The organism is Rhodococcus sp. IEGM 1318, assembly GCF_033142465.1.
Taxonomy (GTDB): Bacteria; Actinomycetota; Actinomycetes; order Mycobacteriales; family Mycobacteriaceae; genus Rhodococcus_F; species Rhodococcus_F qingshengii_B.
Window position 1 is genome coordinate 182,513 of record NZ_JAWLSC010000004.1, and the last position, 12,203, is coordinate 194,715.

Annotated in this window: 13 protein-coding genes; 1 reads left to right on the plus strand and 12 read right to left on the minus strand. The window is 61.2% G+C overall.

The features are described from left to right. The first annotated feature begins 24 nt into the window (after window positions 1-24). Window positions 25-432 (plus strand): DUF4259 domain-containing protein, encoded by a 408-nt coding sequence (locus R4P65_RS11770; protein ID WP_317826613.1) that lies wholly within the window; start codon window positions 25-27, stop codon window positions 430-432. Here R4P65_RS11770 and R4P65_RS11775 read toward each other — a convergent pair. The 12 genes from R4P65_RS11775 to R4P65_RS11830 all read right to left on the minus strand — a co-directional run bounded on the left by R4P65_RS11775 (window position 426) and on the right by R4P65_RS11830 (window position 12,082). Continuing rightward, window positions 426-1,352: a D-isomer specific 2-hydroxyacid dehydrogenase family protein gene (locus tag R4P65_RS11775; protein WP_317826614.1), complete on the minus strand. Its 927-nt coding sequence runs from the start codon at window positions 1,350-1,352 to the stop codon at window positions 426-428. The two genes, R4P65_RS11770 and R4P65_RS11775, sit on opposite strands and share 7 nt — an antisense overlap. 88 nt (window positions 1,353-1,440) lie before the next feature. Next, window positions 1,441-2,484: an urea transporter gene (gene yut / locus R4P65_RS11780; RefSeq protein WP_317826615.1), complete on the minus strand. Its 1,044-nt coding sequence runs from the start codon at window positions 2,482-2,484 to the stop codon at window positions 1,441-1,443. Between the two features lie 34 nt (window positions 2,485-2,518). Further along, entirely contained in the window at window positions 2,519-3,466 is a 948-nt protein-coding gene (locus tag R4P65_RS11785; protein WP_230816648.1) for an urease accessory protein UreD, read from the minus strand. Then, window positions 3,463-4,104 (minus strand): urease accessory protein UreG, encoded by a 642-nt coding sequence (gene ureG, locus R4P65_RS11790; protein WP_003943822.1) that lies wholly within the window; start codon window positions 4,102-4,104, stop codon window positions 3,463-3,465. The genes R4P65_RS11785 and ureG overlap by 4 nt, the downstream gene beginning before the upstream one ends. Before the next feature lie 10 nt (window positions 4,105-4,114). Continuing rightward, window positions 4,115-4,828, minus strand: a complete 714-nt coding sequence (locus tag R4P65_RS11795; protein ID WP_042447677.1) for an urease accessory protein UreF — start codon at window positions 4,826-4,828, stop codon at window positions 4,115-4,117. Then, window positions 4,812-5,459, minus strand: coding sequence for an urease accessory protein UreE (gene ureE, locus R4P65_RS11800; protein ID WP_317826616.1), 648 nt, complete (start codon window positions 5,457-5,459; stop codon window positions 4,812-4,814). Before ureE ends, R4P65_RS11795 begins: the two co-directional genes overlap by 17 nt. Before the next feature lie 9 nt (window positions 5,460-5,468). Further along, a complete protein-coding gene (locus R4P65_RS11805; protein WP_317826617.1) occupies window positions 5,469-7,187 on the minus strand; it encodes an urease subunit alpha in 1,719 nt (572 codons plus the stop codon). Between the two features lie 35 nt (window positions 7,188-7,222). Continuing rightward, window positions 7,223-7,660 (minus strand): urease subunit beta, encoded by a 438-nt coding sequence (locus tag R4P65_RS11810; RefSeq protein ID WP_003943812.1) that lies wholly within the window; start codon window positions 7,658-7,660, stop codon window positions 7,223-7,225. Between the two features lie 29 nt (window positions 7,661-7,689). Continuing rightward, complete coding sequence (locus R4P65_RS11815) at window positions 7,690-7,992, minus strand: urease subunit gamma (protein ID WP_003943837.1); 303 nt, start codon at window positions 7,990-7,992, stop codon at window positions 7,690-7,692. 51 nt (window positions 7,993-8,043) lie between these two features. Next, window positions 8,044-9,729: an ammonium transporter gene (gene amt / locus R4P65_RS11820; protein WP_317826618.1), complete on the minus strand. Its 1,686-nt coding sequence runs from the start codon at window positions 9,727-9,729 to the stop codon at window positions 8,044-8,046. Window positions 9,730-10,298: 569 nt separating this feature from the next. Further along, window positions 10,299-11,294, minus strand: coding sequence for a squalene cyclase (locus R4P65_RS11825; RefSeq protein WP_317826619.1), 996 nt, complete (start codon window positions 11,292-11,294; stop codon window positions 10,299-10,301). A 92-nt stretch (window positions 11,295-11,386) separates the two neighbouring features. Beyond that, window positions 11,387-12,082, minus strand: a complete 696-nt coding sequence (locus tag R4P65_RS11830) for an Imm52 family immunity protein (RefSeq protein ID WP_317826620.1) — start codon at window positions 12,080-12,082, stop codon at window positions 11,387-11,389. Between the last annotated feature and the right edge of the window lie 121 nt (window positions 12,083-12,203).

Here is a 12,203-nt window from a genome sequence, read left to right on the forward strand (position 1 = left end):
ACGGCAATCGGAAAAGAGCAGACAGTGGGCGCGTGGGGATCGGGACCGTTCGAGAACGACGGTGCAGGGGATTTGATCGCGTCCATCGGACACGGTGACTTCACCTTCGAATCGGTGGAGTGGGCATTCGAGGACGACTACCTCGAGGTGGACGGCGGCCAAATCGCCGTCGCCTTGCTCGAATTGGTCCTGATCGTGCGCGCCGATCGCAAGCGCGACCCTGCCACCCAAGACCTCGATCTCGATTCCTTCACCGCGGCCCTGACCAGCGAGCGGATCACCTGGCTGATCGAGATGGTGGAGCGCACCATCGCATCGACCGATTCGGAACTATTCGAGCTGTGGGACGAACAGGGGCCGGAAGAGCTTGCGTCGTGGAGAGTTCCCGTCTTGGACGGTCTCGAGGATCTGCGCGTTCTGTCGGTTCAGTAGCCCGCCGACGGATCGATTACCGCAGCAAGGTCCTCACCCGCAGCGAATCGAGCGACGTTGGCGGCCACGTGATCTGACAGCGCACGTGTGAGCGTCGTAGCCGGGTTGGCGACGTGGGGCGTGATGATCGCGTTGGGGAGCTTCCACAACCGGTGCCCGTCCGGCAGCGGCTCGGGGTCGGTGACGTCCAGTGCCGCCCCGGCGATCGAACCAGCTTCGAGAGCATCGACCAGCGCGTCCGTGTCGACCAGGTTGCCGCGTGCAATGTTCACGATCCAGCTCGACTCCGACATCTGGTCCAATTCAGCCTTGCCGACCAGATGCCGCGTCGCGGACGTCGACGGTGCTGCGATCACGAAGTGATCCGCCTGGGACCAGATTTCACCGGTTCGATCGGCCGAGAGCGTTTCGGAGGCACCTTCGACGGGGGTTCCCGAGCGGGTGACGGCGATGACTCTGACCTTGGACGCGGCGAGGTACGGGATCAGCGCACGGCCGATTCCGCCGCAACCGATGATCGCCACTGTCGAGCCCTGCAAGGTACCCACTCGCGGGTCGAACTCTTCTTTTCGCCACGACTGCACCGCCAATTGTTCGGGGAGAGAACGCACTCCGGCGAGGAGGAGCATCATCGTATGTTCGGCCACATTGCCCGCGTAAGCCCCGGCAGCGGACGTCCAGACCCGCTTGTCGTCGATCACGTCGGCATCGAACCATGGCTCGATCCCGGCGAAGGGCAACTGCACCCAGCGAACCGAGTCAGGTAGCGACGACGGGAACGTGTCCGGACCATGTACCCAGACCACGCCTTCTGCCTCGGCGAGTGGAACGAGAACCCCACCGACTCCGCGAATTCCGTCGGCAATGTGCGGATCCTCGACGGGGCCGAGATGGATGCGAGGGGCGCTGGAGTCTGTCATTTAGGTGCGTTCCTTCGAGAGTGGCGGGGCGATCGGATCAACTCATCGGTGTGCCCCAGCGTACGGGCGCCTCGCCAATTCGGCCCGTCTATCCGTTCGCCTTTGCGATCGAATCCCTGCCCTCGGCCGCTCCACCCTCGATGGTGTCGTGCTGGACAGGAACGAACTTCTTCTTCGGCAGCAGGAACAGCCACGTCGCGAAGACGAACGGACCGGTGCCCGCCGGCAGACCGATCGGAGCGAAGGCAGATACCAGGGTGCCGTGGATAACAACAGTCACCAACACTCCGAAGACTGTGTAGACGAATACACGCCACGACGGGTTGTAGAACACCGAGCCCAGGGCGATTGCCGTCAGCACCGAACTGAGCCCGTACAGACCATTGCCGACGTCGACGGTGTTGGCGCCGAGCGCGAGCACCGAACCCATTGCTATCGCCGAACCGATGAGCGCGAACACCGCCGCCCAACGCGACGCGACCAGCAGCGCGATCACGAAGATGATTCCGGTAATGGTGTTATTGATCAGGAATATCTGGGAGACGTTGCGGAACAGAGTGTCCCACAGGAAGCTGAAAGTGATGTCGGCATGAGCCGACGCCTCCCCGATGTGCTGGGGAAACTGGCCGGCGCTGAGGTCCGACGTTTCGATCCGCAGGAACTGGAACGCCGCGAGGAGGAAGAACCAGTTGACGAGGTTGAACGGAAAGGTCAGCGCCGGTACGCCCCAGGTCTTGAAGACATTGGCGACAGCCAGGAACGCGATGGTCGACGCGGCAGCTCCCACCACGAGGTAGATCCACAGCATCACGCTGCCGGCAAGGAACGTCGGAAAGGCAGCCCCCACAAGAATTCCGTTGTATCCGTACAGTCCGATACGCATCGAATCGTCGTCGGAGTGCAGCATCATGCCGGTGACGGTGGATACCACCAGACCCACCACGGCGCCGATCGCGACGGTGATCGTGTCCGCGGCTATCGCGCCCCAGAAGATGCCGACCAGAAACAGCAGGCCGGTCAGCGCATTGCCCTGAAACATCACTTGCCCGGAGCCTTTGAGATTCGTGTCGATGAATCTGAGCACGACGTTCTTGTCCGCGACGTCGTCCCAAGGTTTGGTGATGGTGGTCATCGCACGTCCCTCGATCCTTCTCCGGCGATCCGCGTCATCCCCAGAGTGGGACAGGCGGAATGGTGGTGTCCAGAACTGCCTTTCGCACCAGAGCCCAGAAATCACGGACCTTCGCCTTGACGGGTTCGCTCTCCGGACCGAGGACTTTGAAGATGAGACCGGCGTCGTTCGGTAGCCGACTCGCTCCGGAAACGACCTTGCCGTCACGGCCCGGAACTATCTCTTCGAGAATCGCGTCGGCATGGTCCTTCGGTGTCAACAGGATGACATTGCCGAACACGTCGTGGTCGCCCATGATTCCGCCGTATCGCACGGGAAAGCGTGCCGGTTCGATCACCAACTTCTCGGTGAAAAGGTTCTTCCCGTCCGGGCGCTTCGCCTTGATCAACGTGGAATACAGGTCGTAGACGAACATCTCTCCGCCGTCGTGGTACTTGCGACCCGACATCACGATCTCCGAGAACAACAGCGTTGCAGTCGGATCCACCGTGATGTCGGTGCGCGCGTAGTACCTCGCGTTGCGGTGTGGGATCGTCACCCCCGGCATCAGTTCGAGATACGAATTCTCCGCGAGCACCACTTTCTGGAGTTGCGACGCGTGATTGGCATCCATCCGGTGGACCTTCGTGGCCGACTGAGTGGTCACGTGCGCGAGGGAACCCGCCTCCATCTCGATGGTCAGGAACAGTCGATCACCTTGCAACACACTGCCGGACGTGGAGATCATGTAGACGCACGGCATGGTCGGCAACGCTTCGTCCCAGTACAACGCCTGCTGAACCAGCAGCGGTGTCTTGCGGTACATGTCCCGCAGAATCGTCTTGTCGCCGCGGTCGACAAATCGCATCTCGAGAACACCGGTCTTTCCGACCTTGCCGGCCGGGGCCTGCTTCGGTTGGTCCTGGTACTGATCGAGTTCCGGGATGGTCGGGATCGGACCCGGGAGCGACCGCGATGCTCCCGGGACGGGCGGTGCACTCACGGTACGCTCGCTCCCACTTCCTCTTCGTCGAAGAGGACTCCGTGCACGATGAGGTCCACCACTTCCTTGATGCCTTCCCCGGTCATGCAATTGGTGAAGACGAACGGCTTGTCACCGCGCATTCCCTTGGAGTCGCGATCCATGACTCCGAGATCGGCGTTGACATACGGTGCGAGATCGGTCTTGTTGATGACCAGGATGTCGGACTGCGAGATTCCCGGACCGTTCTTGCGCGGAATCTTGTCGCCTGCGGCCACATCGATGACGTAGATGAAGAAGTCGACGAGAGCCGGACTGAACGTCAGCGTGAGGTTGTCGCCACCACTTTCGATGAACACCACGTCGGTGTCAGGGAATGTCTTCTCCATGTCCTCGACGGCCGCGAGGTTCATACTCGGGTCTTCGCGAACGGCAGTGTGTGGGCAGGCACCCGTCTCGACGCCCACGATGCGTTCCTCCACGAGAACACCTTTGAGAGCCTTGCGCACATGCTTGGCGTCTTCGGTGGTGACCACGTCGTTGGTGATGATCAGAACGCTGGTGCCTCGCTTGATGAACTCCGGCGTGATCGCCTCGATGAGCGCGGTTTTACCCGAACCCACGGGTCCGCCGATTCCGATGCGAGTTGTCTTCTTCATCGTTCTCCTTCTAGTTCATGAACATTCGGACATGTGCCTTGACGTGCACCGCAGCCAGAATGTCGATCATCGGGGCGAAATTGGACATGTCGTCGAGTCCGTAGTCACGCACTGCGGCGTACTCACGGCCGGCGGTCTGGTTGACCTCGAACAGAATCTCCTGTGTCGCAAGGTGATCTACTCGGACGATGCGAAGGGCAGCGCCGAGCAACGTCATCGCGACACCGTACTGATTGACCGTGAAAGCGTCCTCCTCCGGAGAACCCATCTCCGCGAAAGCAATTCCGAGGCCGACGGGGTAGGTACCCGGCGTCTCCCCCGATGCGATCGCGGCCAACCACTTGTTGAACAGGGTCTCACCGGCCAAGCGCCCGCCGAGTTCGGCCAACTTCTTACCCATCCGGGTACTCATCGTGCGTGCTTCTTCGTTGAGCTTGCGTTCGATCACTGCATGATCGGCGGCGAGGATCGCCGAGAAGTCACCGGCGGTCGCGCCCCGGTGCGCCGCGAGTACGGCGATACCGTCGCACGTCGCGCCCTGATGGGCGGCCGAGAGCACAAACTCCCGCAGCGACGGACCTCCCGTGACAATCCCTTGCGCCACGGCCGATTCCAAACCGTTGGAGAACGAGAAGGAACCGACCGGGAACATGGAATCGGAAAACTGCATCATCCGCATCGCGCGGTTGATGCTGAGCCCAGACCCCTCAGACGAGAGGGTCATGGGTATGCCCCTCGCCCTCACGCGCGGCCGCACCGAACAAGCGGCGTGCCTCGTGTGGAGCGATGTAGGGAATGACCTCGGCGCCCGGGATGAAGGTGTACTCGATGCCCTCGAAAGCATGCGTACGCATCACCGAGCCCATGACCGCCTTGTCGACGGTCAACGGAACGTAGACCTTCATTCCCTTCACCACCGCAGGCCAGTGCTGGTTACCCACGGCATGTCCCAACTCCAGGCACGTCTGAATCATCTTCTCGGGCGTGACGTCGACCAGTGCGTTCAGGTCGATCTCCAACACGTCCTTGAGGTTGATTCTGGCCACGACGACGGTGTTCTCCGGCTCGTCCCACAGCAGAATGTCGCCGTCCTGCAACTGGATACCGCGATCGAGCGAGACGGCCAGTTCACGGCCACCGATCGTGGTGCGTCGCAATCGACTCTTCTGCGCTTCCCACTGATCGAGCGACAAGACGTCCACTACAGCCTTTTCGAGTCGACCGGCCCACTCCTCGTCGGTCTCCTTCCCGAGTAGCGCGTCGACTCGCGTCGGCTTGCCGCTTGGCGCTGTCATCTCACCGTGCGTGTGTGGCGTCGCATCGGCGCCGTGCGTGTGTGTGATTGTTCCCGACACAGGAGACCCCTAACTGAAGAAGTAAAGTTGGTTCAAGCGAATGGATTCGGCAGGTTCGACGTAAGCGTGAACACCGTCCGCGGTCACCGCGAATGTCTCCGGGTCGACCTTGATTTCCGGAGTGGCCGAGTTACGAACCAAATCACGCTTGGTGACTGTTCTGGTTCCCTCGACAGCAACAACCTGACGTTCGAGACCGAGCCGATCCTTGATGCCGTCGTCGAGTGCCGCTCGCGAGACGAACGAGACCGAACTCTGCGGCAACGCCTTGCCGAATCCACCGAACATCGGCCGGTAGATCACCGGTTGCGGCGTCGGGAGCGACGCATTCGGATCTCCCATGGCGTGCCAGCTGATCAGACCGTTCTTGATGATCGTCTTCGGCTTCGCCCCGAAGAATGCGGGCTCCCAGAGAACAAGATCGGCCATCTTCCCGACACCGATCGACCCAACCACATGCGAAAGACCAAACGTCAGCGCAGGATTGATCGTGACCTTCGCGACGTAACGCAACACACGGAAGTTGTCGTGCGTCGGCGAGTCCTCGGGCAACTTTCCGCGGGACCGCTTCATGCAGTCCGCAGTTTGGATCGCGCGTAGCCAGTTTTCTCCGACGCGGCCCATCGCCTGAGAGTCACTCGAGAACATCGAGATGACGCCCATGTCCTGGAGTACGTTCTCGGCACCGATCGTCTCGGCGCGAACGCGGGACTCGGCGAATGAAACATCGGAGGGCACTTTGGGATTGAGGTTGTGACAGACCATGATCATGTCGAAGAGCTCGGCCTGAGTGTTGATGCCGTACGGCAGCGTCGGGTTGGTCGACGCGGGAAGTACGTTGTCCTCTCCCGTCACCCTCAGAATGTCGGGTGCGTGACCGCCGCCCGCGCCCTCGCTGTGATAGGTGTGAATCGTGCGTCCTTCGAAGGCCGCGATGGTGTCCTCGACGTAACCGGCCTCGTTGAGCGTATCCGTGTGAATGGCGACTTGGACATCCATTTCGTCTGCCACCCGCAGAGACTCACGAATCGCGGCCGGGGTTGCGCCCCAGTCCTCGTGGACCTTCAGACCGGCCGCACCGGCCTTGATCTGTTCGACCAGCGACTGATGCCCGGACGAGTTGCCTTTGCCCAGCATGCAGACGTTGACCGGCAAACCCTCGTTGGCCTTGAGCATCATCTCCATGTTCCAGATACCGGAAGTGATCGTGGTGCCGTTGGTGCCGTCGGTCGGGCCGATGCCGCCACCGATCAGCGTGGTTACTCCCCCGCTGAGCGCGTGATACGCCTGCTGCGGCGACACGAGGTGCACGTGTGGATCGATGCCGGCGGCAGTGAGAATCATCTGCTCACCGGAGATCGCGTCGGTCGCCGGACCGGTCGTCAGCCCTGGGGTGACGCCTTCCATCGTGCTGGAGTTTCCCGCCTTTCCCCAGCCGACGATCTTCCCGTCCTTGATTCCCACGTCCGCTTTGACGACGCCGATGGTCGCATCGACGATGACCACGTTGGTGATCACGAGGTCGAGGGCTCCGTCGATGCTGCACGACTCCGGATCCTGGCCCATGCCGTCGCGCAGCGTCTTGCCGCCACCGTAGATCGACTCGTCTCCGATGGTTCGAAGATCTTCCTCGACCTCGATGTACAGGTCGGTGTTGCCGAGCCTGATCTGGTCACCCGTGGTGACCCCGAACAGGCCCGAATACTCTTGTCTCGAAATGCTTGTCATGGGTGTTGTTCTCCTTCGTCCGCCGTGAACGAGAATCAGTCGGTTTGAGGTTCGGACAGGAAGCCGAGTTCTTCGGCACGCTGGACGGCTCCGGGAAGCCGAGGGCGGTAGGCGGCGTGGGTCGGCGCCCAACCGTCGACAAGTCCGTTGAAGCCTTGAACCCGTTGCTTGCCGCCGAACGGCACCAATGTCACTTCCTTCTCGTCGCCCGGCTCGAATCTGACCGCCGTGCCCGCTGGAATGTCGAGGCGCCAGCCGAAGGACTGTTCACGATCGAACGACAACGCGCGATTGACTTCCATGAAGTGGTAGTGCGAACCCACCTGGATGGGACGGTCACCGGTATTTCGGACTCGCAGCTTCAAACGAGGACGACCCTCGTTCAGTTCGATCGGCTCGTCCCGCAACACGTATCCGCCGACCGGCACTTTCTTCTCGCCGCCGGAATCCTTCTTCGTCGATTTGCTTGCCATCTTGGAGTACTCCTGACATCTCGGACGGGCTACTGGATCGGAGAGTGCACGGTGACGAGCCGACTACCGTCGAGGAACACCGCTTCGACCTGCACGCGCGGGATCATCTCCGCGACGCCTTCCATCACGTCGTCGACCGTCAAGGCGTGCGATGCGTCGGCCATGACCTCCTCGAGCGTCTTACCCTCCCGAGCTCCCTCCAGCGCGGCCGCCGTGATGACCGCGACGGACTCCGGGTGGTTGAGTTTGAGTCCCTTGGCCTTTCGTCTCAGAGCGACATCCGCCAACATGAGAATTGTCAGCTTGTCGAGTTCTCGCGGTGTCAGATGCATTCCGAACGCTCCTTGTCGATCATGCGGTAACTCCCTGTCGTCGAATACATGTCAGCTCCCCTGTTCCGTCGCTTCGGTGAGTGGTTCGGCCGCTTGCTGGACGAAACCGCTCCTCCTGCCGCCCGAGTACTCGTTGATCGCGTCCAGGACCGCCTGGGCATGTTCCGAGGCGACCAGCACCTCGACACGCAACCGCTCGGTGAACACGACGTCGTTGCGTTGCCCGCGGAACTTGAGTGAGGCCGAGTCGCTGGCGGAGACATGCGCTTCCGATACGACTATCGACTCCGCTCCAGCGGCCAGCAGCGCCTCCCGTAGCTTCTCGGACTCGATGGTCTGCAACACCGCGGTGATGAGTTCGTGCTTCGGGGCGTCGAGGTTCGGAACAAGTTTTGCCCCCTCGACCAGGACCCCCGAGTCGAACCCGCTGGTCTGCGGCGCACCACCCGCGTCGACGAATGCGGCGTTGTAGCGGTACGCGTCCATGCCTTGCTGACGACGGTCGATGTCCACCTGGTCTTTCGGAGCCAGCTTGAGACCGATGGTCTTCTCGATGCCCGTGGCGATCAGCCAGGTCACCACGAACGAGAAAGCGATGACGACGATCAATGCCAACGCCTGCTCGCCGAGTAGTCCGGCGCCGCCGCCGAAGAAGAGTCCGTCGCGGCCGATCGAATTGATCGCCTTTTCGCCGAACAAACCGAGAAGGAGTGAACCGAGGATGCCGCCGATGAAGTGGACCGCGATGACGTCGAGCGCGTCGTCGAACTTGAAGATCGACTTGAGCGCGAGCGCGAAGTGGCAGACCAGTCCGGCAAGCGCGCCGATCGCCAACGCGGAGAAGGTGCTGACGAAGCCGGCACATGGGGTGATGGTCGCCAGACCCGCTACTGCACCGGTGATTCCGCCGATCGCCGTGGCCTTGCCTTCGGTATACCTCTCGATGACGAGCCAGACGACCATGCCACCCGCTGCCGCGATGTGCGTATTCATCAGTGCCTGCGCTGCAACGCCATTGGCAGCCAGACCGTCGCCTGCGTTGAATCCGAACCAGCCGAACCACAGGATGCCCGCGCCGATCAACGCCAAAGGCACCGAGTGAGGGACCGCCTCGGCGTTGGGCCATCCCGGACGTTTACCGACCACCAGCAAGATTGCCAGGGCGGCGGCACCGGCGGATGCGTGGACAACAATTCCGCCGGCCCAGTCCTGAGCTCCGCGGAGCGCCAACCAGCCTTCGGGGTTGAAGAGCCAGTGCGCAATCGGGGGGTAGACGATGATCGACCACAGCACGAGCAGAACGGCCCAGCCCAAGGGCTTGAGCCGGTTAGCGGTCGCACCGGTGATCAGCGCGGGCGTGATGATCGCGAACATCATCTGATAGACCACGAACGCCAGAGTCGGTACCGCGACTGCACCTTCGATCAGGTGGAAGCCCGGGGCGGCGGCTGTGTGTATGTCCTGCAAGCCGAACAATTTGAGGTCACCGAGGAAGCCGGAACCCCAGTCTCCACTGAACGCGAAGCTGTATCCGAACACGACCCAGGTAATCGAGACGAGTCCGAGTGGGACGAGGTTCTGCTGCAACATGACGAGCGCACTGCTACCGCGCACCAGACCGGCGTAGAAGAAGGCGAGTCCGGGAACCATGAACAGAACCAGGCCCGCGGAGATCAGCACCCACGCCGTGTCCCCGCTGTCTATCACTGCTTCGGCTAACACTATTTCCATCGACATCGACGACCTCCGAGCAATATTCGGATCTGAACAAAGTCATTGGTTAGAGCAGCAATTCGCGATGTTCCGGTTCGCTGCGACAGTTACGCTACGCCCCATAGTTGCACCTTCTCAGCAAAATCGGGGGAACATCCGGTTTTCACGTTTAGTAGAGCATTGTTCTGGGAAAAGATAGGACTTTGCCTAAACATTGCGGACGCTCCACAACCTACAATTGCGGGATTAAATCTCGCCGAAATTGGTTTAAGTCTTGCGAGATTGGGAATGTAGCCGCAGGTGAGCACCACTTTCGCAGCAGAAATGCTGTTGCCAGCTCGGGACTTAGCTCCCTAACCAAGAGGGCGGCGAGCGCCTTATTCGATTACCAACGTCGGTGACCCACCTATCCAATCGGGTAGGTAACTTCACCGAACATCTTCTCACCTGTTCAGATGGTTAACCTTCACAGCACCGAGGGCAATCCTGCCGTTAATATGTTCTTCATCCGTACTGGATATTTCGACTGGAAAGTCGAAGATCACCTTTCGATAACCTTTAACGGTGAAATTTCTTTCGCTGTAACTCTTTTGTTATGCAGAACCTAGAGGGGAGGATTGATCCCACCAGGCGAGCATTCGGATGCCGGACACAGTCAGCCACTTCGACGGCCCCCCCGCCTCTGTGTCGACCTCGAACCACACCCGCCCCGGTTGGCGACCGGCCTGGAGCCACGTCCCATCCGAGGCTCGAGCGGCCCGGATCACCTCGATCGCGTCCGCCATTCGCGGATCCGGATCAATACCGTCAAACAACGACGCTTCACGGAAGTACTCAGCCGCGTTGAGCACGTTGTAACGCCACCCGAACGGGTACGCGAACCGGCCGACCCAGGGCCCCACCGGTTCGCCGGTCGAGAGTCTCCGGAACAGACCGCGCCGCAGCAAGAATTCCTCACCGGATCGTCGAGCCGCGCGCGTCTCATCTGTTCCCCCGGTCGCGATCTCTTGCGCGAGAAGCCCTTTGAGTGAATTGAGCGTCGAATGGAACGACGATCGCGTCGAACCTTTGATCCACTCGCAGTTCCATCCACCATCCGGAAGTTGATGCTGCACAAACCAATCAGCCAGTTCATCAACGCACATGTCGAGCCACACGCCGTTTGCCACCGTCCAGGCGTTGATGCAGCAATCGACCTCACCGTTCCAATATGGCCGGCCCTCGTACTCCCAGCGACAGTTCTCCGCGAGCAGTTCTGCGGTACGACGCTCCCGCAGAACACCGGCATCGAGGCCCCACTCACGCAAGGAGTTGAGCGTCCAAGTAGTTGCCGTCCAGGGTTGCGAACCTTGTTCTGCTGCTTCGGGTCCCGCGAAGTCGAATGCTGCCGGGAAGAACGCCCCACCCGCCCATTGGCCGTCTCGGTCCTGCAATGAAAGCAGGCGTGCACCAAATCCTTTGGTAGCGATCGCCGCGCGCGTTGCCGCCCACACAGTGGGCGCTTCGTTCAGCAGGTCGCGCTCCACCTGCCACCGAATCGCTGGATCCGAATCGAGGAGCCACGCGAGCAAGTCGGTTCGGGGTGCCATCTGGCAATACTATCGAAAGGCGAAGCAGGCCATCCGGTTAACACATTTCTCGACGTCTGATGCAATGGTGAACTCCGGACCAGTTCCTGGCCCTACACCGGGTAACCCAACGCCGTCCGCACCGCCACGATGTCGGCGGCAGCGACCTGCATAGGGTTGTCCCCCAACCGAATCAACATGCCAGTGGGCAGTTCCTCCACCACCGCAGATTGGGGCAGCGCGCTGCGATCGAACGTGACTCCGGAATGGAAGTATGTTTCCCATCCCACCTCGACCTCACCTTTCGACCGATTCTGAAGATCTATGTAGTCGCCGATGCTCCACCGAGCTCGATCCGGTTTCCAATGCTTGACGATCACTCTCATGATCGCGTCTCCGATGTCAGGGCCGAGCAGCTGCCGGGTGCTGTCGGTGAGCTGCGTCTCCGTCGGCAACGACACCCGGACACTGTTGGGAGCACTGGTTTCCAGCCCGCCGACCCAGGCACCGACCCGGCGCGCGGTCCCGTCCTCGGGCGACAAGTCGATGTCGTAGCCCGGTCCCGGGGTGTCCGAATACCCCATCTCCTTCGAGCGGGAATGCTCGAAGATCCGCACCAACCCGTCCACGCTGACATCGGCTGGCACCTTGTCGAACTCGGCAGTCGAGACCCACGGCAACGCCAACCCCGGGTCGACCGCTTCCAGATCATCGAGGAAAGCCCGCATCGTCTGCGCCACCTCCTGACTCGACTGCACCCGCGTGCCCCAATATCCGGCTACCGTCGGCCGCCGCCCGAACATGCTCATCGCCCCGCCCTTTCCAATCATTGAACTTAGGAGCCCACGCTCGGCGGTCGTCACCACGTCAGAGGAAGATGGAGACGCCATCACATTCGTGAGCTGGGCGGGAACGCCTGGTTTCACGTCT

Excerpts from the sequence above, each read along its gene's own strand:
- R4P65_RS11795 (WP_042447677.1), bottom strand. The coding sequence starts at position 4,828 with ATGACCCTCTCGTCTGAGGGGTCTGGGCTCAGCATCAACCGCGCGATG.
- yut (WP_317826615.1), bottom strand. The coding sequence starts at position 2,484 with ATGACCACCATCACCAAACCTTGGGACGACGTCGCGGACAAGAACGTC.
- R4P65_RS11775 (WP_317826614.1), bottom strand. The coding sequence starts at position 1,352 with ATGACAGACTCCAGCGCCCCTCGCATCCATCTCGGCCCCGTCGAGGAT.
- amt (WP_317826618.1), bottom strand. The coding sequence starts at position 9,729 with ATGTCGATGGAAATAGTGTTAGCCGAAGCAGTGATAGACAGCGGGGAC.
- R4P65_RS11805 (WP_317826617.1), bottom strand. The coding sequence starts at position 7,187 with ATGACAAGCATTTCGAGACAAGAGTATTCGGGCCTGTTCGGGGTCACC.
- ureG (WP_003943822.1), bottom strand. The coding sequence starts at position 4,104 with ATGAAGAAGACAACTCGCATCGGAATCGGCGGACCCGTGGGTTCGGGT.
- R4P65_RS11815 (WP_003943837.1), bottom strand. The coding sequence starts at position 7,992 with ATGCATCTGACACCGCGAGAACTCGACAAGCTGACAATTCTCATGTTG.
- R4P65_RS11825 (WP_317826619.1), bottom strand. The coding sequence starts at position 11,294 with ATGGCACCCCGAACCGACTTGCTCGCGTGGCTCCTCGATTCGGATCCA.
- R4P65_RS11810 (WP_003943812.1), bottom strand. The coding sequence starts at position 7,660 with ATGGCAAGCAAATCGACGAAGAAGGATTCCGGCGGCGAGAAGAAAGTG.
- R4P65_RS11830 (WP_317826620.1), bottom strand. The coding sequence starts at position 12,082 with ATGAGCATGTTCGGGCGGCGGCCGACGGTAGCCGGATATTGGGGCACG.